The organism is Burkholderia sp. Bp9099, assembly GCF_003857805.1.
In the GTDB taxonomy this organism is placed as follows: Bacteria; Pseudomonadota; Gammaproteobacteria; order Burkholderiales; family Burkholderiaceae; genus Burkholderia.
Genome location: NZ_QTPU01000006.1, coordinates 14,438 through 37,422, shown reverse-complemented (window position 1 = coordinate 37,422; position 22,985 = coordinate 14,438). Strand labels below are relative to the sequence as shown.

The 22,985-nt window shown below is 57.2% G+C and carries 11 protein-coding genes; 7 read left to right on the top strand and 4 right to left on the bottom strand.

What is annotated here, in order from left to right; all coding sequences use genetic code 11:
• Window positions 1-96 precede the first annotated feature (96 nt).
• Genes DIE17_RS07975 through DIE17_RS07945 form a run of 7 tightly spaced genes read left to right on the top strand, consistent with a single transcriptional unit; the run spans window position 97 to window position 8,230 of the window.
• On the top strand, window positions 97-2,145 hold the full coding sequence (locus DIE17_RS07975; protein ID WP_260426188.1) for a glycosyltransferase family 2 protein: 2,049 nt from the start codon (window positions 97-99) through the stop codon (window positions 2,143-2,145).
• Between the two features lie 15 nt (window positions 2,146-2,160).
• Window positions 2,161-3,288: an ABC transporter permease gene (locus DIE17_RS07970; RefSeq protein WP_124572914.1), complete on the top strand. Its 1,128-nt coding sequence runs from the start codon at window positions 2,161-2,163 to the stop codon at window positions 3,286-3,288.
• Between the two features lie 19 nt (window positions 3,289-3,307).
• Window positions 3,308-4,438: a polysaccharide biosynthesis/export family protein gene (locus DIE17_RS07965; protein ID WP_124572916.1), complete on the top strand. Its 1,131-nt coding sequence runs from the start codon at window positions 3,308-3,310 to the stop codon at window positions 4,436-4,438.
• 5 nt (window positions 4,439-4,443) lie between these two features.
• Complete coding sequence (locus tag DIE17_RS07960) at window positions 4,444-5,268, top strand: ABC transporter permease (protein ID WP_260426189.1); 825 nt, start codon at window positions 4,444-4,446, stop codon at window positions 5,266-5,268.
• Window positions 5,265-5,921 carry an ABC transporter ATP-binding protein gene (locus tag DIE17_RS07955; RefSeq protein WP_124572918.1) on the top strand — a complete coding sequence of 219 codons (657 nt, stop codon included), beginning with the start codon at window positions 5,265-5,267 and terminating at the stop codon, window positions 5,919-5,921. Before DIE17_RS07960 ends, DIE17_RS07955 begins: the two co-directional genes overlap by 4 nt.
• A 60-nt stretch (window positions 5,922-5,981) precedes the next feature.
• Window positions 5,982-7,205, top strand: a complete 1,224-nt coding sequence (locus DIE17_RS07950) for a glycosyltransferase family 2 protein (protein WP_124572920.1) — start codon at window positions 5,982-5,984, stop codon at window positions 7,203-7,205.
• Window positions 7,206-7,237: 32 nt separating this feature from the next.
• Complete coding sequence (locus DIE17_RS07945) at window positions 7,238-8,230, top strand: hypothetical protein (RefSeq protein WP_124572922.1); 993 nt, start codon at window positions 7,238-7,240, stop codon at window positions 8,228-8,230.
• A gap of 90 nt (window positions 8,231-8,320) precedes the next feature.
• Here DIE17_RS07945 and DIE17_RS07940 read toward each other — a convergent pair whose 3' ends face one another.
• The 4 genes from DIE17_RS07940 to DIE17_RS07925 all read right to left on the bottom strand — a co-directional run bounded on the left by DIE17_RS07940 (window position 8,321) and on the right by DIE17_RS07925 (window position 22,613).
• A complete protein-coding gene (locus tag DIE17_RS07940) occupies window positions 8,321-9,418 on the bottom strand; it encodes a polysaccharide pyruvyl transferase family protein (protein WP_124572924.1) in 1,098 nt (365 codons plus the stop codon).
• A gap of 55 nt (window positions 9,419-9,473) precedes the next feature.
• Window positions 9,474-13,415 carry a rhamnan synthesis F family protein gene (locus DIE17_RS07935; protein ID WP_124572926.1) on the bottom strand — a complete coding sequence of 1,314 codons (3,942 nt, stop codon included), beginning with the start codon at window positions 13,413-13,415 and terminating at the stop codon, window positions 9,474-9,476.
• 203 nt (window positions 13,416-13,618) lie between these two features.
• On the bottom strand, window positions 13,619-14,974 hold the full coding sequence (locus DIE17_RS07930) for an aminotransferase class I/II-fold pyridoxal phosphate-dependent enzyme (RefSeq protein ID WP_124572928.1): 1,356 nt from the start codon (window positions 14,972-14,974) through the stop codon (window positions 13,619-13,621).
• 10 nt (window positions 14,975-14,984) lie between these two features.
• Window positions 14,985-22,613, bottom strand: a complete 7,629-nt coding sequence (locus DIE17_RS07925; protein WP_124920787.1) for a type I polyketide synthase — start codon at window positions 22,611-22,613, stop codon at window positions 14,985-14,987.
• Between the last annotated feature and the right edge of the window lie 372 nt (window positions 22,614-22,985).

The window sequence follows — 22,985 nt, the reverse complement described above, 5'->3', positions numbered from 1 at the left end:
GAATTATAATCGCGGATCCCAAGTTGCGTCATAGTCAAGACAGGTAGTGAAGAAGTGGCGGCTGATATCAATTGTGAGAGGAATAGCCGCACGTCCATGGTGTGGCTGATAGAAGGGCTGGCGGTAGGCAATGGCGAGGCATGCGTTGCGACCGCAGTGCTGACGCTGGATGGCGGCCGGACACAATATTTAAAAGTTTTAATAAGCAGCAAGGGACGCGTACAGGAGCTGGTCAAGACTGACGCGGCTGTGCGGGCTGTCCATTTGGTCGTGGACGGCGACGAAAAGCCTGTTCGTGCGGAATTCCTTCATTGTCGCCGCCAGAGTTTCGCAGTGTATCGTTTGCGGCAACTCTGGAGAGTGGCTTGCACGTTGTACAAGCAGCCTTTGCATCGATGTACCCGAGCTGGACTCACGCTGGCTACGCTTTTTTCCGATATTGATTACGCGTACGACGTGGCTTGCCGTTTTCGGGCAAATGTGTTCCGTGGTGGCTACTCAGGGTGGTATCAGGAGTTCTATGCTATTAGTCCGGCGGACCGCGCGTTGATGGTCCGTCGTGCCGAAAATTGGCATTTCTCACCAAGATTTAACATTTTTTTGTCGATAAACCGGCAAACTACCCGGGCTAATATCGATGCGACGCGAGCCAGTCTGGCGGCGCAAACCTATCAGCGATTCGACGTCGAGTTGCTGGAAGGCGATCCCGCGGCAGATTGGTCACGTTTGATTTCGACGCCGCTCGAGCAGAATGCATGGTGCCTCGTTATCAGGGCGGGAGTCACGCTATCTGAGCAGGCGTTGTTCTGTCTCGCGGATGCCGTAGTCAAAGTCCCGGACGCCGCGGTCGTCTATGCGGATCACGACATTCAGCGCGCCGACCGCGAATTGCACGATCCTGTTTTCAAGCCGGATTGGTCACCCGAACTGCTGCGCTCCACCAATTACATTGGAGAGGCGTTCGTCTGGAACAGCCGGTATGCGCACCGTTTGCCCGAATTCGGAGCGGAAGTGAATGGGGCGAATGTCATGCATGCGTTTCTGTTACGTTTGAGCGAACTGGGCTCCCCGATGGTGCATGTGCCTGCGCCACTCTGGCATCTGATGTCCCGCGAGGAGCCGATTGACGGCGCGGAGACCGCTCGCGCGGTGGCCGCGCATTTGAACCGTGTCGGGATATCGGCAAAGGTTGATGCTACGGGGCCGGGCAGATGCCGGGTACGTTACGCGGTAGCGGAGCCGGCTCCTTTGGTCAGTATCGTCATTCCGACGCGCGATCAGTTGGGGCACCTGCGTCGTTGCATCGCCAGTGTGCTGGAAAAGACGCGTTACGGACCGTACGAGATTCTCGTCGTGGACAACCAGAGCATCGAACGCGAAACACTGGACTACCTGCGGAACTTGCAGCAGGTGGCCAATGTTCGGGTGTTGCCGTTCGATGAGCCATTCAATTACTCGCGTATCAACAATGTGGCGATCGCCAAGGCGAAGGGCGAGTTGGTGTGTTTGCTCAACAACGATACCGAGGTGATCTCGCCGGACTGGTTGGGGGAAATGGTGGGGGTGTTGTCGAGCACAGCTGTCGGTGCGGTGGGTGCGAAACTGCTTTACGAGGACGACACCGTACAACACGCCGGCGACACGGTGGGTTCGGGCGGGTGCGCCAATCATTTGCACTCGGGCATTGGTGCGGATGAGCCGGGCTACGCAGGTAGGGCTTTGGTTACGCAGGATCTATCGGCCGTGACCGCAGCGTGCTTGCTTACCAGAAAGTCGCTGTATTTGGCGCTCGGAGGGTTGAACGAAAAGAATCTCAAAGTCGCCTTCAACGACGTGGATTACTGCTTGCGCGTCCGTGAGGAGGGCTTGCGTGTTGTATGGACGCCTCACGCGCTCTTGTATCACTTCGAGTCGCGTTCACGAGGTAAGGACGTTACCCGTGCACAGCAACGTCGCGCCAGAGCGGAAGTGAGATATATGAGCAAGCGCTGGGCGGATGTCATGCGCCACGATCCGTTTTACAACCCCAACCTCAATTATCTACAGGCTGATTTTGCCTTGAGCGCTACACCGAATGTTCCTCGACCGTGGGCCTTTCGAAGAAATCTGATCCAAAGGATCTGGAACTGCGTAGTTTCCCAGTAAATCGATTACGAAAAAATGACAATCAATAATATCAAAAAACATAAACTATTTATGGGCATAGTAGTTGTGCCTATGATACTCGCTCTCGCATATTACATCGTTCTTGCGCAAGATCGCTTTACGAGTACATCTGAAGTAGTGGTGAAAAAGGTAGGCTCGAACGAAGGCGGGAGTGGTGGCGGGGCGGCGGCCGCTCAGGCTTCGGGTTTGTCCGTGCTGCTGGGTGGTGGCGCTTCTAGTTCTCTTGAGGAAACGCTTTATGTTCGTGAATTCGTTCTCTCGCAAGACATGTTAAATGTTTTGCAGGAAAGGCTGCATTGGAGCGATCATTATGCCGGACGTCTGCGCGATCCATGGTATTACCTGTCGCCGAATGCATCAAAGGAAAAATTGCTTAAGTACTATCAGCGGATGGTGACGGCCAGCTTTGATGAGTCGACAGGTTTGCTGACTATTCGCGTGCAGGCTTTCGATAGAGAATTTGCGGAGAAGTCGCTTAAGACAATCATTGCTGAGAGCGACAATTTCGTCAATAGCGTTTCGCATCGCTTGGCGCTCGAGCAGGTCGAGTTTGCCGAGAGCGAAGTGGAACGCGCGCGCGATGTCTACGATCGTAAACGGGATACAGTGCTGGCATTTCAAGGCAATAACAATGTCCTGGACGCGCAGAGATCGGCTTTGGCTCGCAACGATGTGATTTCGCAGCTTCAGGCAGAGGAAATCAAGGCGGATACTGCACTTCGAGCAATGCGGGCTAGTCTGAGTGAAAATAGTCCACAAGTTCGACAGCAGCAAATTCGCGTTCAGGCCCTTCGCCAGCAAATTGCGGTTGAGCAAAATAAGTTGACGGCAAAAAGTTCCGACAACCAGATGAATGTGGTTGCGGCAAGATTCCGTAATCTTGAATTGGATGCTCGAATTGCCGAGGACATGTATAAGGCGTCGGCAATTGCCCTGAATGAGGCACACAATCAGGCCGCAAAGAAATTGCGCGCCCTTGTCGTGATTGTGAATCCTAATATGCCGGATGAATCACTTTTGCCGCGTCGTTTTTATAACCTGTTTACGATTCTGGTGATCTTGTTGCTAGTATATGGTGTCACGCGCTTTGTGATTGCGACGATCAAGGACCATCGAGATTAAGAATCGGATTTGCTACGGTATGTACAAAAAATATTCCCTTTTCGGCACCCGGCAGAACCTCGTGCGCTGCCTGCGGGCTACGGCGTTACTCTCCAGTGTGGCGTCCCTGAGCGCTTGCGGCATTTTGTCGGGAGCTGGCCCGTATATGACCAGCATTACATCGGCGTCGAACGCCGGCAACAGCGACTATCCGTACACGCTCATTGAACTTGCACCTGGCAATATCGCGCCGTACGTTCGTCCGCCTGAAAGTGCACCCCGAAAGCAGGTTGCTCCTCAAGAGGTGCCGGAGGTGCAGCTTGTGCCCGGGGATGTGATCAAGGTGTTGATCTCGGACGACAACATGGCCGGTACTACGGTATTCGCTCCGCTTGCACAAGGGGGTACCGTCTTCGACAAAGTGCGCGTGAATTCTGACGGGGGAATTTCTCTTCCCTATATGGGCACGAAGAAGGTCAGCGGAAAGAACCTTGATCAGGTCGAGGCCATTATCCGCAAGGGGGTGATGGGGCGTGCGAGCGAGCCGCAAGTGCATGTTGAACTCGTCAATGACCTGTCCAGCTCGGTTCTGGTCGCGGGAGCGGTGAAGAGTCCGGGGCGCTACTCGGCACTCCAAGGGCCCTTGACCATACTTGACGCCATCAATCAGGCCGGTGGCCCGGTGCTGGAACCATATTTGATCAACGTTGTGCTCCGTACAGGAAAAAAGGTATCTGCGTACAACTATCAGGATCTATTGTCGGGCGGAAATATTCCGGTTCCACCGAAATCCGAGATCATCTTGAATCGTGCGCGAGAGCGGTTCGTGGCGATGGGGGCAGTCGGTAAGCCGGGGTTGCACGATCTGCCGTCATCGAATCCTACGCTGCTGGAAGTTCTAGGTTCGGTTGGAGGATTGAGCGAACGCAGCGCAAACCCTCAGGGCGTATTTGTTTTTCGTCTAGCTGATACTGCGGAAAAAGGCAAGCCTGAAGCGGAGGTCTTTCATCTGGACATGCGCGAACCGGTATCCATGTTTCTTGCAAAGAAATTTCTGGTGCTACCCGAGGATACGGTTTATGTGACAAATGCGCCGACATATGAGATGCAGAAGATTATTGCTCCTATCGTCCAAGTGATGTTGTTGGGCAGGTATGCGACCGATTATTAAAATTGATGACCATGTCAGAAATTGATTCTGGTTTTAAGGCGAAGCGGACATCGCTGAGAATATTCCAGTCGGTGCTATTTGCGCTGTTTTTAAGAGAAATGCAGACGCGATTCGGGGCACGGAGAATGGGCGTTGTGTGGGTTGTCATGGAGCCGTTGAGTATTCTCGTGGTTATCCTGACCTTTTACGCCTTTTTTAAAGTAAGTCCAGTGCAGGGTCTTGATTTCATCATCTATATGGTTAGTGGAATCGTCCCATTCCACATGATGAGAAATATTTCGTGGAGAATGATCGATGCAATACAGGCTAACCAAGGGTTATTTTCCTATCGACAGGTTTTGCCGTTCGATACTTTTATCGCTCGCATGGTTGTCGAGATCTGCGTTTACTCATGTGCCTACGTAATCATTTGCTTTTTTCTTGGGTTTTGGTTCGATCACGATGTTTTGATCAGTGATCCGCTGGCATGGTGTTTGTCGATCGCAATGGGGATCGTGGTCGCATTTTCGATCGGTGTGTTGTTCGCTATTATTGGGCACGCATTTCCGCGATTGAAGCTAGCCCTCCGGTTGTCGTATCTTCCCATATACCTGACATCGGGGGTATTTTATCCAGTATGGCGGATATCCGATGAAAAATTGTCGTGGTTGGCATGGAATCCTTATCTTGAGGTAATCGATAATGTCAGATCTTCCATGTTTGCGAGTTATCCGAAGGTAGAGCAACTGGACGTCTTTTATCCGATATACTTTTCCTGTTTTGCATTGTTTTTGTCCATGCTTCTGTATCGCTGGCGTAGAGAAGATCTTCGGAAATTCACACAGACATGATCGAACTACAAAACCTGACGAAATCCTATGTGACCACACGTGGGAGAAAGTATATCTTTCGAAATTTATCGTTCAGCGTCCCTCCCGACAAGAACATCGCATTGATTGGGCGAAACGGAGCGGGCAAGAGCACCTTGATGAGGTTGCTATGCGGAACAGATATACCTGACAGTGGAAAGATCGTTACCGACAAGCGGATTTCATGGCCAGTCGGTCTTGGTGGAGGATACCAAGGATCGTTGACTGGCCGTCAAAATGCAAAATTCGTATGTCGGACACTGGGAGCAGAAGGAGCGGCGCTCGATAAGGTGCTGGCCTATGTCGAGAATTTTGCAGAATTGGGCGAATACTTCGAGCAGCCAGTCAATACTTACTCGTCAGGCATGCGGGCAAGACTGGCTTTCGGAATGAGCTTGGCATTTGACTTCGACTACTACATGGTTGACGAGGCAATGTCGGTAGGGGATGCACACTTTCGTGAGAAGGCGGAAGCTGAGTTCAAGCGACGCGTGGGAAAAGCAAACCTGATCCTCGTGACACATGGGATGGCCCAGGTTCGAAAAATGTGCGATATTGTTCTGCTGCTCAACAATGGAGAGGTCACGGTGTTTGACGACGTTGAGCAAGGGATAGCGGTATATATGAAACTGTGAGATTCGAGACCGTCATTTTGTTTGGATGGTTCAAAATGACGGAAAACTCAATGCCTCGTGATGACTGATAAGATTGGAATTGCTTCTATTTTTAGAAATGAGTATCCATTCATAGTTGAATGGCTCGCCTATCACCGTTCGCTCGGTGTTAGGCGATTTTTTATTGCGGATAATGAAAGCGATGATGGTACTCGTGAATTGTTGCAGATCCTACATGATCTGGGTTACATAAATCTCGTGCTTCAGCCGGTCATCGATGGTGAGAATTCGCAACTCGCGGCATATCAAAGGATTCTGGAGTTATATGGTGCCGAAACAGAGTGGCTGGCATTTATCGATGCCGATGAGTTTGTCAATATTGAAAGAAATGATCTATCGTTAGTTGAATATTTGCGGCGAATTTCCAAAATAAAAAATGTTGGCGCCATAGCTATAAATTGGGCGGTCTATGGATCCTCGCGTTGGATGACGGCTAGTCGTGAATTCGTTACCGATAGATTTACGATGCGGGCTGAGCAAAATAGACCTATTAATCGACATTATAAAACATTCATCAGGACGTCTGCGTGTAGAGGTGTTGGAACCAATCCACATTCGTTCAAACTTAAAAGAGACTGGGTCTATGTCGATTCCTCGGGGCGAAAACTCGGAGATGGTGAATGGGGCGGCCTGACGAAAGATGTTGCCTGGAGCGGAATACGAATAAATCACTATGTGGTCAAGTCGCGTAGTGAATTTTTCACCAAGAAGAGACCGCGCGGGCGGCCCGGCGGAAAAACCAGGGCCGCTGAATTTTTTGCACAGCACGATATCAATGATGTCGAGGACGGGCTGGGCAAACTCAGAGCAAGAGCATTGTTGCGGGAATATGATGAAATTGTTGCGGCTTTGAAGATCGCCGGCCTCGAGTATGGTGTGGAAGATGGAGAGAATGATCCTTTGCACTTCACCGGTGGCGGCGGGATGAAATTCAGAGTCGATAGTGTTTTTTGTGAAGGTGGTCGAATCGAATGCAAGGGATGGGTCGACGGACCGAAAAATGATTGCATTGATTTCAAGATACTTGTTAACTATGCTTGTGTGGTGAAGGCAATCAGTATCGAAAGAATGGTCCGTGCGGACGTTGCGAGGCACTTGAAGGGAAATCCCGACGTGCGTTACGGATTCAAGTGTGTCTTCGATGCGAAAAAGCTAGTCGAAAAGCGTGAGGCTATCGAACAGCTTGAACTTTGCATAGGAGGAGGTAAAAGCAGTGTTGATGTTCTTGCCAGGCTGAAAATCTGAATGGGGAAAGTGTGCGGAGGTATATTTTGACGATGGCTAGATATTTAATGCGAATAAATCGCAATTTCCTGTCGACATGCCTCATTTTTTTAATCTTCGTCTCGGGTGTATTTGGCTTTATAGGAAACTTAGAGGCGCGAGAGGTCGGCATCGCTTACACGACATTCCATAACTGGAAAAAAGCTTGGGGCACTCCGCTTCTCGGGCATTATTCGGCGGACGATCCACATGTCATTCAGGAGCATGCAAAGTGGTTGAGTGGCGCTGGAGTTGATTTTATTTTTATTGATTGGTCGAACGATATTGATTATGTGCCTGACTGTGGTTGCCGGAAGGATATTGAAGCTCTGGAAACGGCGACCTACACGCTGGCGGATGAATATAAAAAGCTCGAAGATCATCCCAAGATAGCCATCATGCTTGGTATTCCCGGGACTCCAGAGGCAATTGAGGATGGAAGGCTTCAGAAAAAGGCTGATCAAGTATACAGGGATTTTGTAAGAAATCCAAATCGAGCGGCATTGTACCAAAAATATGAAGGAAAGCCGCTTTTGATTGTTTACGTAGGAACGCCCTCACCATTCAAGAGGTCGCTGCCAAACTGGAATGACCCACGGTTTACTGTGAGATGGCTAACGGGTTTTGTTTCTCAGCAGCCAAATTTACTCCTGGATAATCAAGTGAGCAAATATGGCTATCTGTCATGGGAGGATCGCGGTCCTCAAACTTATACCATGCTGGGAGGCCATCCGGAGGCTATGACGATTACCGCGAGCTGGCGGCCGGATTCAAATGCGCGTATCGCCGGACGGACCCGCATGGGGGGCGATACATTTAGAGAGGAGTGGCAGCGCGCGATAGACAAGAAGGTCGACCTTGCGTTGGTTGTTTCATGGAATGAATGGGCACTGTCTGAACAGAAGAGTGCTGAGGGGAGCAAGGATATCGAGCCGTCTATCGAATTCAAGGATTTTTATTTACGTCTGCTCGCTAAGGAAATTGCTAGATTCAAACGGGCGGATTGAAAGCCTGAATGGGCAAGGGGTGGTTGTTTGGGCTTGTTAGCGAACGACACAATTCGCAATTTGGAATATGTCGTTCGCTTTTGCCGAAATTTATGCCGTGGTCAGCATTCGCAGATTGTTCTTTTCAAAGAAATCGGCGAAATTTGACCTGTATTTGTTGTAGCCGTTGGTGAATTTCGAAATGTCGCTTGAGGAATAGAGGCTGGAAAAATCGATGTCGCTTCTAAGGTCAATCTCAGTCTCGTTGACAAAAGGAATATTCAGCGCCGTGGCCACTTCCGCTGTCCGGGAGTCATGTACGATCAGTGTGGCCGGCGTTCCCGCCAATAATGATGCGATCGCCCCATGCAGGCGCGTACCAACATACATGGCTTTGCTGTTCATGAATGCAAGCCATGACGTCAGATCAAAAAATACGTGAGTTTTCTCAGTGATGTAATTTGCTACGCGACTTTCGTTTTCGCCGTACAACGCCCCCAGAATATTTGTCGCCTTGGCGAGAATCTCCTGGTTGCTGAACCGTTTCAGGGCGAAATACATATCAGCTAGTTCAGATTGCAGCACTTGATGCAGGTTAAACTTCATGGCCTGTCGATACAGATGGATCTGAAAAAGATTTGCGCTTTGAAAGCCGTGACGAGTTCCGCCTACGACAATGCCATTGCTCATTTCGCTCGAGAAATTCTTAATGGCAGGCGCCTGCTTGCCCGCAAGTAGCAACGAAGGGCAGCCAGTTACGCTGACGTTCTTGATTCCGTACGCCTCAAGCACGGAGGCTGAAAAATCGCCTCTGGTGGAGATAGTGCTGGAGCGCTCGGCAATCAATCTAACCAAATTGAGCGTTCCTTCCTTGAGTTTCGGAATTTCAGATCGCAACGAGGATTGTGCGCCAAGGCCCACGATAACGATCGGTAGCTTGGTTCTTCTCAACCGCTCGTATAGAGATCCAAGATCAATGTCGGAATTCAGCCAGTTCGCCGCAGCAAGCACGATGCAATCTTTGTCTTCCAGATCGGCATCGGTGAATCCGAGATGTCCTTTGGTTGACCCTTGAATATTCTGATACAGACTTTCACTGAAAAGAAGATTTCCGGTGTTTTTTCCGCTGTTGGAAAATGCTTGATCGAGCGTTATTTTGCTGATGTTCTCTTGGGAAAAAATTCCAAGTACTGCCGGTGATTTAAACATAATAAATTTATCGAGTTTTGGCGATAGTTGTTGGCTATCGCCAATTTTATTAGGGTCAAATTTCTGTGCGGCTATCTTCCCAGCCTTGGGTTCGCCCTCTCACCAGAAGCTTGTTCGACTTTAGCCGTTGCTTGAGGTCGGAGTTCTTGATTCCATTTTTCATTGCAAAATGGTAATCCCTGGCATCCATATGCGCAATGGCTGCGTCTTCGTCACTGTGCAGTCTTACTCCGAACTGCTGTGCCCAAAACTTGCCTTCGGCCGTAGCGGTTTTGAATTGTGCCTGATCGGGAAGATTGTGAGAATGCAGGACAATTGCATCGTTTGCATATGCCTTTTGATAGCCCGCTTTAATTGCAAGCGATGCCCATACGTAGTCTTCTCCCCATTCGATTTCCGGATACGGGAGGCTCCTCCAAATTTTCCGGGACATCGCCGAGTTGTTGTCGGAGTAGAAATATGCGAGCATGCGCCAGTTAACTCCTCCTCGATAACAATAGCTGGGAAGTCCGACTTCGGAATCGATTACAGATGGTAGTAGCGCCAAATTATCAAAGTGTTCGTTGATATCCCTCTCGATAAACAACCCGTGCTCCGGATAAGCAGCGTGCCGGCCGGTAACGCCGGCGACGCGATCACCCATGCCGAAGCCGCTAATCAAGGATGACAGCCAGTGCTTGTTGGCGGGTGTGGCGTCCTGGGTAATGATTGCCACGTAGTCGCCTTCTGTCATCGAGATTCCAAGATTCCGAGTTCGTCCATGTTGGAATTCATTTTGTGGAATCTGAGCGAAGCGGACATTGCGATTTTTGAATCTATTGACAATTTCCGCTGTATTGTCTGTGGATGAGCTGTCAATTACTAATACGTCATAAGAGAAATCGCACTCTTGATTGGTGACGGCATCGAGAACCTTGTGGAACTCGCTTCCCGCGTTATATGTTGGAATGAAAACCGAAACGCGAGGTTTCTTTATAATAAGGGGTGAGCCGATCGACGATGCGATATTTTCAAATTTCGATTCCACGAGTTTTTCAATGACGGCACTTTCGATCTTTCTGGCGCTATTTTCCCAAGAGCTCGCGGCAATAAATTCGAGTCCGTTTTTGCGCTGAACTTCTCTCTTGCGAGGCGAGTTCAGCAAATCGTTGATCGTGTCGACGATGCCGTGAGGTGAGGGCGGTGCGAATGCGACCTCATCGTTATGAAAAATTGCCCGCGTGCTGGGCACGTCAAGCTCGACAACCGGAAGTCCGCAAGCCATCATTTCCAAGGGAATCAGGGAATAATTGGTGGCGGAGTAGACGAGGCCAATGTCCATTGACCTATAGAGTTCCGCGAGCCTTTCGTGGCTCAAAATGCCATGCTGTTCATACGGAAAATCGTAATTGACTTCAATGTTTTCCTCTCCAAACAAGTGGGCCTTGAACCGCCTGCCTGATCGATGGAGTTGCTCGAGTGCGGCGAACCCCAGCTCAACAGCTCGTCTTGGTGTATACGGGCGTGCATAGAAGGCGATTTGCACTTCGTGTTCGGGTGAGTAGGTGGCCGCGGCAGAGGTCGAGAGCGGGAAGTAAATATCGTGATCGGCAGCCAGGTCCCAACGACGCGACCATACGCCACGCTCCTTCATGATCTTGTCAAGCCAGGCACCCGCACACAAAGCAGAGAATCCAAAGTCATAGGTGCTCTCGGCCACAAGGCGATTGGCGCCTGCGGGATGGAAATCGGGTTCGAAATCCTGAACGAAATAGAATCGCTCCTTGAATTTCGTTGCTCGGCTAACGGGGAATGCGGTCCAGCAGTCCGTTGCAATAATGACATCCCCGGAAAGTTGGCGCAGATCTTCGGGCAAGAAGAGAACGGAAACGTTCTTTCCGATGGGCATATACCAATCAATGATGCGCTGCCGGGCAACTTCCTCGCTTGGCATGTTCGTGGCGTTCTGCAGCCAGATGGTCTGCTGGTGTCCGAATTGCTCGAGGAATCTGACCATCCGGAAAATGGTCGTATGCCCTCCCGCGCCCTTGCCAAAACTGGGCAGAACCCAATGGATGTCGAGTGCTTTCCCGTTGAATGCACGCGACAACGGCTTGAGTGGAAGAGGCGGGCGGGCCGCCGCTCGAGCGCTGTCGCGCGGCCACGCGTCGGTGATTTCCGAATTGGTCGCATCTCGTCCAGGAGCCGGCAGCGGCTCTCCAAGCAAGGCGCGCATAGGAGACGTATAGGAATGGACCGTGAATCCTCCTGCGCGGATGGTCATCGGCATGACTCGTTCTAGCGCGTGCGCCAACGTGTTGTCGACCTGGCCTTCCTCGGTTTCGAACAGATCCAGGTTATTGATCTTTTCAATCAACGGCAGCAGCGATCGGGTCCGGAACCAGCACATCGAGCCAGCGGCAAATTCGTTGGAGATGTATTCCTCGCTGATACCGAGAAAGCGCAGCAGATTCTTTACATTCTCCGTATTTGGATTGCTGACCGTGTATTTTTTGACTTCGTAGAAATTCTCTGGATACAGTGCACCGATTTTTTGATCGATAGTAAATTGATCAATGATTGCATTGACCAATTCCTTGCTACCCATGGTTTGATCAAAAATGTAATGGCGCCAGATATTTCCCCAGTTGATGTGCCTGCTTTGCTTCGTGTGGAGGTGGAGTACCAAGTCGTAGTCTTTCCACACGTGCACCGAGCCGACCAGGAACGGACCGATATCACGCCCCTGGTTTGGCACAAGGATGACGTCTTTCGTAAATTCAGGAAGATGCCTGTTCAGATAGTTGACGCAAAATATCCGATCTGCTTCGCTGCAAACGGTCAATGCGATATGCGTTCCGCTCGGAAAGTTCTGTAACCCCTTCGCGATTTCGCCGAGCAATTCGGGGTAGTAGCAATGAGCATGAACGCAGACACTCGTTTCCGGACTGAGTTTGAAGGTCGGATAGATTGTAGTAGTGCTGTTGGGTCGCGTTAGTACATTTTTCTGACGACCGTGCTTAATGTAATGGAGCAGCGGATTCTGGTCCGGATTATCTTTAAGATTGAATGTTTTATAGAAAAAGCTATCAAAATTCGGGTTTGGATTCCTGCTTTCCTTGAATCCGAAATTCATGTAGTGAAGGAATGGGGCAATTCCGGACGCTTTGACATCCGGATACATCGACAGATAGAAATTCTCGTCGAATTCAAGGCGACACAATTCTTCGGATGAGGCCGGTTTGGTGGCGAGATCCTTCCTTTTGCCTTGGCGTACATAGTGAATCAGAGGATTCTGCTTTGAGGCTCGGCCAAGGTGAGTGTTTCTGTAATAAATTCCATCGAATTCAGGGTTGGGATTTCGTCCTTCCTTGTAGCCATGATCCATGTAATGCGCGAATGGATCGATTCCGGATTCTTTGACATCCGGATAGTGGGACAAATAGAAGTCTGCGTCGAACTCGCGACGGTACAGTTCAGTGAGCGGATCTGAGGGGGGCGTGTCGGTCACCGCGCTGGCGATCTCCAGTCCTTGAATTTCCAGAGGTGAGGTCAACTGCGCCGTCTGAACATCTGCAATCAAGGCAGGCGAGAATAGCTGCGCAGCCTGTCGTGCATCGTGGATTGCTTTTCCATTCCAGTTGTATTCTCCATAAAGCATGATGCAGCATGCGGCTGGGTCAGATACGTCCGGATTAATGTGAGGATGTGCTGCTAGGAACGCATCGCGGTCAAATGAAGCGGACGGAATGCGTCCTTCTTTCCAACCATGCATGATGTAATGCAGGAGAGGGTTGATCCCTTTCAGTCTGACATCCTCATACGTCTTCAAATAAAAATTGGAGTCAAAGAAAAATGAGGGATTAATCTGCTTGCTTTTCCAGTTATTCAGGTAGTGATCGGCTGGATCTTGCTTGGCTGTCAGCTTGGCAGATTCTCGATAGATATCGCCGTCAAAGAATATCGAATTTTTGACTAGGTCGGATTTCCAGTTATTGGTCTTTTTTGAGAAAAACATATGTGCACGGCCCTTTATTTTGAACGGAATGGTTTGATGGTCAGATCAGATGTCCCGCTGGTCTGTATGGTAGCTGGAAATATCGATGGCTCTTGTGAGATCTTGAACGGCTCGTCATATGAGAGGGAGTGCGTGTCGGTGACATTCACCGCACTCCGGACGCGGAGATTTGGGTATTCGTCGTATCGAACACAGTCAGCCCGTCATTTGTTGATCAATGTTTTCATCGCCTCAACCGTCCTGTCGATCTGCGCTTCACTATGCGTACAAGCGATGAAGAACCGCAGCCGCGCCGACTGCTCCGGAACGGCTGGATAAAGAATGGGCTGCACATTGATCCCTTGCTCGAAGAGCGCGTCCGACCATTTGGTCGCCCGCAGCGAACTCCCGAGAATCGCGGGAATCACGGCAATCCCCGCGCTGCTTCCCGTATCGATCCCCGCAGCCTTGGCCTGCGCAAGAAAATACTGCCCGCGTGCCTGCAACGTCGCCACGCGTTCCGGCAACTCCAGCATGCGCCGCAGCGCCGCGAGCGAAGCCGCGGCCACCGGCGGCGGCATCCCCACGCTGTACAGGAACCCGGGCGCCAGAAACTTCAGGTGCTCGACGAGCGCGGTTTCACCGGCGATATAGCCGCCACAGCCGGCCAGCGATTTGCTGAGCGTGCCCATCCAGATATCGACGGCATCGCCGGCGAGGCCGAAGTGCTCGCGAATCCCGCGCCCCGTCTTGCCCATCACGCCCATCGAATGTGCTTCGTCCACCATCAGGAAAGCCCGATGGCGGCGTTTGATGTCGACAAAGCGCGGCAGGTCGGGGTAGTCGCCGTCCATGCTGTAGATGCCTTCGAGCACGATCAGCACGCGCTCGAAATGGTGCCGCTGTTCTGTCAACAACCGTTCGAGCGCATCGGCGTCGTTGTGCGCGAACGAAAAGCGCTTCGCGCCGGAAAGCTGGATCCCCTGCAGCACGCTGTTGTGGATCAGCTCGTCGTGGATCACCAGATCGCGCGGTCCGAACAGATAGCCGATCGTGGTCACGTTGGCCGCATGGCCGCTCACGAACGTGATGGCGTCGTCGACGCCGTACAGATCGGCGAGCGCGCGTTCGAGCTCGCGGTGGATCGGGCGTTCGCCCGATACCAGGCGGCTTGCCGACACGGACGTGCCGTACCGGTCGATCGCGTCCTTGGCGGCCTGCGAGACAACCGGATCTCCCGACATGTCGAGGTAGTTGTAGCTGGCGTAATTGATGTACGTGTTGCCGGCGATGTCGGTCTGCGCGCCGGCAGTGCCTTCGTGCAGCTTGAAGAACGGGCTGCGCACGCCGAGCCGGGCGGCGCCGTCGTTCATGATGCGCAACTGGCGGTAGCCCGGATACTGGTCGAAGCGCGTGTACGCTTCCGGCACGGACGAAGCCTTTTTCCGGCCCGCGACGGGCGAGGCCGCGGGCTGGTCGCGCCCGGCTTCGCGCAGCTTGCGTTCGAGTGCCTGCTGGATGAGCTTGTTCTTCAGGGCCGAGGTCAGGCCCGGCAGGCCAGTGGTCTTGGTCTTGCTCATGTCGTCGCGCCTATCGGATCATGCGTTGCGGCTTGTGGCCCGCTTCTTGTGCGGCCTTGATTTCGTCGGTGAATTCGGCAATCGCTTCGCTGGAAACATCCTCGGTGTGCTGGGCCACCACGTGGGCCACCTGCTGGGCGACGGTGTCGGGCTCGGCCGGCTCGTCGCCGCGCAGCACCTCGATCAGTCGCGTCGCCAGCTTGGTCAGGGTAGGGCTCTCGGATAGCGCCATGACCGGCAGCCGGACGCCGAAACGGCTTTCGAGCGCCACCACCAGTTCCACACCCATCAGCGAGTCAAGCCCCATGTCGTAGACGGAGCGGTCGGGGTCGATCTTGTCGGCCGGCACGCGCAGGATCTCGCTCACCTCGTGCTTGATCATGTCGACCACCGCCGGGTGAAGTTCCTCGTCGTTCAGCGTGGCCAGCAATTCGGCGACGTCGTCGCTGCCGTCTTCGTCCTGGTGCGAGGTGGCCGCATCGCGCGCCACCCACGCGAACTTGGGCGTCTGCGCGCTGGGCAGGAAGCGGGCGAGCGAGCGCCAGTCGAGTTCGAGCACGCCGAGGTCGCCGGTGTTGGCGAGCAGCATGTCCTCCAGTGCGTCGAGTGCCGTCGCGGCGGGAAGCGCGCTGCCGCCCATGCGGTTTTGCAGCGCGTCCTTGACCTTCTGGTTGCGCGCGAGGAAGCCCGCATCGGCAATCGCGCCCCAGCGCGGGCTCGTGGCGGGCAGGCCGCGCGCGCGCCGGTGGCGGGCGAGCGCTTCGAGCCAGCCGTTTGCGGCCACATAGTTCGATTGGCCGGGGTTGCCGAACAGCGTGGTGCCCGACGAATGGAACACGAAAAAGTCCAGCGGCAGCGCGCGGGTCAGCTCGTCGAGGTGCAGCGCGCCGATGATTTTGGGCGCCATCACGCGTTCGATCTGTGCGGCGGTTGCGCCACGCACGAGACCGTCGTCGATGACCATCGCGGCATGCACGATCCCGCGCAGCGGCGGCATCTGCGCATCCACGTGCGCGAGCAGTGCGGCGAGCGCCGCGCGGTCGGTCACGTCGCACGGCGCGGCATGCACGGCGACGCCGCGTTCGCGCAGCGCGGCGATCGCTTCCTGAGCCTCTTCCGACGCCGGGCCGCTGCGGCTCACGAGCACCAGATGGCGTGCGCCCTTGTCGGCGAGCCATTGCGCGGTGCGCAGGCCGAACCCGGAGAGGCCGCCGGTGACGAGGTAGCTGGCGTCGCCGCGCAACTGCAGTTCGCCGTCGGCCACGGCCGCTTGCGCCGGGGCGCTGGCGTGCAAGCCGCGACGATAGGTGATGACGATCTTGCCGATCTGGCGCGCCTGCTGCATGTGGCGGAACGCATCGACGATGTCGTTCGCGTCGAACGCGTGATACGGCAGCGGGCGCAGCACGCCTTCCTCGAACAGCGCCATCATCTCGCCGTACAGGCGCCGGGTCAGGTCGGGTCGCTTCGACATCAACTGGTCGGCGTCGATGCCGAAGTAGCTGATGTTGTTCCGGAACGGGCGCAACCCGATGCGCGTGTTCTCGTAGAAGTCGCGTTTGCCGAGTTCCAGGAACCGGCCGAACGGCTTCAGCGCGCGCAGGTTGCGGTTGATGGCTTCGCCCGCGAGCGAATTGAGCACGACGTCGACGCCTTCGCCATCGGTGGCCGCGAGGATTTCGTCGGCGAAGTCGAGCGAGCGCGAATCGTAGATGTGCTTCACGCCCATCAGGCGCAGGAAATCGCGTTTTTCGTCCGAGCCGGCGCTCGCGTGAATCTCCGCGCCGATCCATTGTGCGAACTGGATGGCCGCGATGCCGACACCGCCGGCGGCGCCATGGATCAGCACGCGTTCGCCGGGCTCGAGCCGGGCCAGGTGATGGAACGCGTAGTAGACGGTGAAGAACGTGCTCGGGATGGTGGCCGCGGCCTCGAACGACAGGCTGCGCGGAATGTGCGACAGCGCGCTCGACTGCGTCACGACGACGTTGCCGAAGCTGGCCGGCCCGAAGCCGACCACGGCGTCGCCCGGCTTGTATCCGGTGACCTTGCGGCCCACGCGCTCGACGACGCCGGAGAACTCGAGGCCCAGCGTCGGGCCGGCAAAGCCGTTTTCGATCGCTTCGTCGGACAACAGGCCGAGCGTGTACATCACGTCACGGAAATTCAGGCCGGTGGCCTCGACGCGGATTTGCAGCTCGTCCTCGCGCATGTCGGGCAGCGTATGGGCTTCCCAGCGCAGGTTGCGCAGCTGGCCCGGTACCTCGAAGCCGAGGCGCAGCGCGGTGTCCGTGGCGGATGCGGGCATCGCCGGCGCTTCGGGATGCGGGCGTGGGTTCTTGCGCAGGCGTGGCGCGTAACGCTCGCCTGACGCACCCAGCGCCACTTCCTGTTCGCCGTCCGGCCACAGCAGTTCGCGTGCGAGCGCTTCCAGTGGCAACGGGGCGGCCTGCGGCAGGTCGACGAGACGCACGTCGAAGCCGGCGGCCTCGTTGATCATCGTGCGGCCGTAGAGCCACAGCGAAGCGTCGTTCAGCGTTGCATATCCGTCGGTATGCGCGGCAGGCAGGAACGGCGCGGCGCCGGCGGTCAGCAGCCACAGCGTGGTCTTCAGGCCGGCGCGCTCGCAGGCCGACGCGAGCCCGGCGGCCAGCGAGCAGCGCTGCACCTGAGCCAGCAGCAGGCGTTGCGGATCGCCGGTGTCCAGGTTGGCGCCGCAGGCGAGGCCAGCAAGATGCACAATGCCGCGGATGTCGCCGAGCTCGGCTTGTGCGCGCTGGAGCAGCGCATCCAGCTGTTCGGGCGCGACGTCCGTCTCCACGCGCACCGGCAAGCGGCGGCGGTTCGACAGATAGTCGGCCAGCTTGCGTGCGGCGCCGGATTCGCCTGCCGTGTGCGCGTCGGCGAGAATCAGCCAGCCGCCTTGCGGCAGCTGCGGCTGCGCGACGGCGGGCGCTTCTACCGGCAGGCCGGCAGCGAGCAGATAGGGGCCGGACGCGCTTTCCGGCGCGAGTTCCAACGGTTCGTCGCAGTCGAGGCCGAACTGGGCCAGTTCGGTTTGCCAGTAGGCCGCGGTGCGTTGCGGGGTGCCGGACGTGCCGTCGGCGCGCTTGGTCCACCAAGCGGCGTTGCCGCCGAAGATGAAGTCCATCCACGCGGCGGGTTGCGTGCCCCACAGCAGCAGCGTGCCACCGGGCTTCAGGCGGTTCGCGCCATATTGCAGCGCCTGCTGCGCGGCTTCCAGGCTGCCGAAGTCGCAATGGAAGATGATCAGGTCGGCGTCGCGGCTCGTGCTCGCCGCGCTTGCGTCGATCCGCTGGACCGACAGCTCGGGGCAGTGCTCGCGCAGGCGTTCCGCCTGTTCGAGCGCGGCGTCCTCGGTGCTTGCGTAGCCGAAGTCGGCGACGGCGAAATCCAGGCGGCGGCACAGGTCGGCTGCGACGCGCGATGCGCCGGCGCCGATTTCCAGAATGCCGATGCGCTGGTCGGGCGCGCGGGCAAGCAGTGCTTTCTCGAGATGGGCGCCCAGCGTGTCGGACAGCCGCCGGGTTGCCGTGTCGCCGAGCACGTAGTGCGCCAGTTCGACGGGCGAGATGTCGCGCGGGCAGATGTTCGCCCACTCGGTTTCGCCGCTCAGCAACGCCGGCAGGTGCAGGCCGATGCGGCCGGTCGCGTGCACCAGCGTGAAGTAGTCGGGGTATTCGCGCAGCAGGCTGTTCCAGATGTCGGCCGTGCTTGCGCCGTCATCCTGCGACGCGTCGATCTGCCAGTCCTGCGAATCGGGAAGTCGGCGCGCGTTGCGGCCGAGCAGCCAGTCGAGCAGCGGTGCCGCATGCGGTGCGGCATCGCGACAGGCGGTGAGCGCGCTCGCGTCGAGGTTGCCATTCGTCGACAACGTCAGCAGTGCCTCGGTGGCGTAGCGGTCGCACAGCGTTTCCAGCAGCGGATCGACTTCCTGCGCATAGCGTTCGAGCAGGCCGTCCGTCACGATGGCGCGGACCATCGCGCGCAGCGCAGGCTGCAGCGCATTGCGTCGCAGCGCGGGGCTCGCCTGTTGCGGGCTTTGCGGATGCGGGCTCGGAATCGCGGCGTAGTCGAGGAACGCGAGCGGCTCGGCTTGCGCCTTCGACAGCCGCACGCTACGGAAGCGCGCTTCGCTGATGGCCGCGATCTGCTGTCCTTGTTCGTCGAACAGCGCGAACTCGGCGGTGAGCGAATGCGGCGCGCGCTTCAACAGGCGCGCACGCACCCGATGCGGCGTGCCGAGACCCGCGCGCCAGCGCAGCCGGCCGATGCGGGTCGGCACGAACGCGACACCCTGGCCGAGCGACGGATCGTCCTTCAGCATCTGGATGATGAGCTGGAACGTGCAGTCGAGCAGCGCCGGGTGCAGCAGGCTGTGCGGCAGGCTCTCGGCGAGCGCTTGCGGCGCGTGCAGCACGGCGACTACGTCGCGCGGCGATTCGAGCCAGCCGTGCGACACCGCCTGGAAGGCCGGGCCGTAGTCCAGTTCGGCCGCGCGCGTCAGCGCGAGGTGCGTCGCGCCCGTGAAGTCGGGCTCGCGCGCGGGCAGCGCGGGCGCGGTTTCGGCCAGCTGCTGCGGATTCGCGCCCGACAGCAGGCGGCCGCTCGCGTGTACGGTCCACGGGTCGGTGCCGCCGACCTGCTTGCTGCGCAGCCGGAAGCGGCCGTCGCTGTCGTCGAGCGACAGTCGCGTGATCTTGCTCGGGGCGGCGGACAGCAGCAGCGGCGCATGAATTTCGAGCTCCTCGATGTCCGCGTTGTCGCCGGGGTGCCATTGCAGCGCGGCGGCGAGCGCGATTTCCGCGAAGCCGGAGCCCGGGAACACGGTCGCGTGGCCGACGACGTGATCGGCCAGCCATGGCTCGAGCTGCGTATCGAGCTGGTTTTCCCACGCCGGCTGCGTCTGCTGGCTCATCTTGTAGCCGAGCAGCCGATGCACGCGGCGGCGTCCGAGCTGGTTCAGCGATTCGGTCGTGACGGGGTGCCAGTAGCGCTCGCGCTGCCATGCGTACGACGGCAGTTCGGTGCGTGCCGCACCGGTCGGGAAGAAGTAGGCCCAGTCGACCGGCGCGCCGCTGATGAGAGTCTGGGCAACGGCGGCTTGCACGCGCTCTGGCGCGTCGTCGTTGCGACGGCCGGTCGGGATGCAGTGCCCGGTCTTGCCGTGATGCTTGAGCATCTCGTTGACGTAGCTGCGCAGCACCGGCGCGGGGCCGACTTCGATCAGCACGTTGCTGCCTTGCGCGACGAGGCTGTCGAGTGCCTGCGCGAAGCGTACCGGCACGCGGATGTTGCGCCACCAGTAATCGGCGTCGAGCGCCGCGCCGTCGAGCAGCGCGCCGGCCACGGTCGAGAAGAACGGCACGTTGCCGCGTTGCGGACGGATATGCGCGAGCGCCTGTTTGAGGGGGGCTTCGATCGGATCCATTGCGCTGCTGTGGAACGCGTAATCGAGATCGAGCTGCTTGTAGAAGACACGCCGCTCGGCCAGCACGTGGCCGACCTGTTCCAGCGCGTCCACGGCGCCCGCGAGCGTCGCGCCCTTGATGCTGTTGTAGCCGGCGACGCACAGCGTGTGCCGAAGGCCGAGTTCGTCCAGCAGTGCGGCGGCGGCGAGGCCGTCCATGCCGACTGCCGCCATGCGTCCCTGGCCCTTCGTGCGCCCTTGCTGCTGGCTGCGGTGGTAGATCACCGTGATCGCATCGGCCAGCGTGAGCGCGCCGCACGCCCAGGCGGCAGCGACTTCGCCGACGCTGTGGCCGGTGACGGCGGCAGGCTGCACGCCTTGCGCCGCGAGCATGCGCGTGATGCCGACCTGGATGGCGAAGAGGGCGGGTTGCGCGACTTCGGTGCGCTCATAGACGCCGCCCTGTGCTTCGCGCTCGAACAGCTCCTTGAGTGACCAGCCGGCGAGCCCGGTGAACAGGCGGTCGATCTCGGCCACAGACTCGGCGAACACGGGATGCGTGAGCAGCTTGCCGCCCATGCCGGCCCATTGCGAACCGTTGCCGGAATAGACGAATACCGGGCCCTGCGCGTCCCGCACGGCCACACCGTTGTGTACGGCCGGGTTTGATGCTTCGTCCGCGCCGATCTGGTCGAGCAGTTCCGCTACGCTGTCGTTGTCGGCCCCGAATACGACAGCACGCTTGTCGTGCCAGTCGCGGCGCAGCGCGGCTTCATAGGCGACGTCGTACAGCGCCGGCGCCCACGGGCCGCGCAGCGTGTCGGCGAGCTTGCGGGCATTGGCCTGCAGTGCTTCCGCGCTGCGGCCGCTCACGATCATCGGCACGGCGGCCGGCGGGTTCGGCAGCGCATGGGCAGCACGGCCGGTTTGCGTCGGCGTCTGCAGGATCACGTGCGCGTTCGCGCCGCCGAAACCGAATGAGTTCACGCCGATGGTCAGCGTGCCGGTCTCGCGCAGCGGATGCGGCTTGGTCACGACCGCGATGTTCCAGTCGTCGAAGCGGATGTTCGGGTTGAATTCCTGGATGCCGATCGTGGCCGGCACCACGCGATGCCGCAGGCTGTAGATGGCCTTGACCAGCCCAGCGACGCCCGATGCTGCTTCGAGGTGGCCAAGGTTGCTCTTGACCGAACCGATCGGCAACGGCGCGTCGGTGGGGCGTTGCTGGCCGAGCGCCTGCCCGATCGCACGGGTTTCGATCGGATCGCCCACCGGCGTTCCGGTGCCGTGCGCTTCCAGGTAATCGATGGCTTCAGGCGGAATGCCCGCCTCTTCGTAGGCCCGGCGCATCAGCGCGGTCTGCGCGTCGACGCTCGGCACGGTGAGGCCTGACTTGCGGCCGTCGGTGTTGACCGCGGTACCCGCCACGACGGCGAGGATCCGATCGCCATCGGCCACCGCCTGGTCGTAGTCCTTCAGCAGGAACAGGCCGCCGCCTTCCGAGCGCACGTAACCGTCGCCCGACGCGTCGAAGACCTTGCAGCGCCCGTTCGGCGACAGCATCGATGCCTTCGAGAAGGTGATGAAACCATAAGGATGCAGGTGCAAGCTGACGCCGCCCGCGATCGCGTGACTGATTTCGCCGTTGACGATCGCGCGGCACGCGAGGTGAAACGCCACCATCGCCGACGAGCACGCGGTATCGATGGCGAGGCTCGGGCCGCGCAGGTCGAAGACGTAAGACAGGCGGTTGGCGGCGATGCTGGCGGTGTTGCCGGTCGCCATCGACGCGTCGACCGTGGCGAGATCGTCGGCCATCCGGTACGAGTAGTCGGCGCTGGCGATGCCGACGAAGACGCCGCAATCGCTGCCGCGCAGCGACGACGGTTTGACGCCGGCGTTTTCGATGCTTTCCCAGCAGAGTTCCAGCAACAGCCGTTGCTGAGGATCCATCAGCGCGGCTTCGCGCGGCGAGATCCCGAAGAAGTCGGCGTCGAAGCCCGAGACATCGCCGATCGAACCGGCAGCGAATGTGTACGCGGTGCCCGGATGTTCCTTGGCCGGATGCAGGTACGCATCCTTTGACCATCTGGCAGCCTCGACTTCGGTCACGCAGTCCTTGCCGTTGAGCAGATCGCTCCAGTAGTGACGACTATCTGTTCCCGGAAATCGAAATGCCAATCCGACTAAAGCGACGCGTTTGCTCATGAGCTTCTTTTCTTTGTGACTGGCTGACTGTGTGTTTCCCTGTTAATGCGTGGAGTTGCGAGATGGCCCGGATGTACGCGTATGGGAGTAGGAATTGCCGTGTCCGCCAGCCTTGGGACATGGGCGCGACCCGCGATTTTATCCCGAAAGCTGGCTGAAACGTAAATTCGCTCTTATTGTCCGCGAATCCTGGTCCGGTGCGCGACCTTGACAGACCGGGGTTTCCGTTTGTCGACACTGATTCGCAGGACGTTATGTTTTGCTCACAACCTTACTGATTGTCTGCAAGTGGGGCGCAGACGTGCTCGACGGGATGAAGGCAATGTTACGCCAGTAATATTTGCTTTTCCGAGATGGCGGTGATACTGCAAA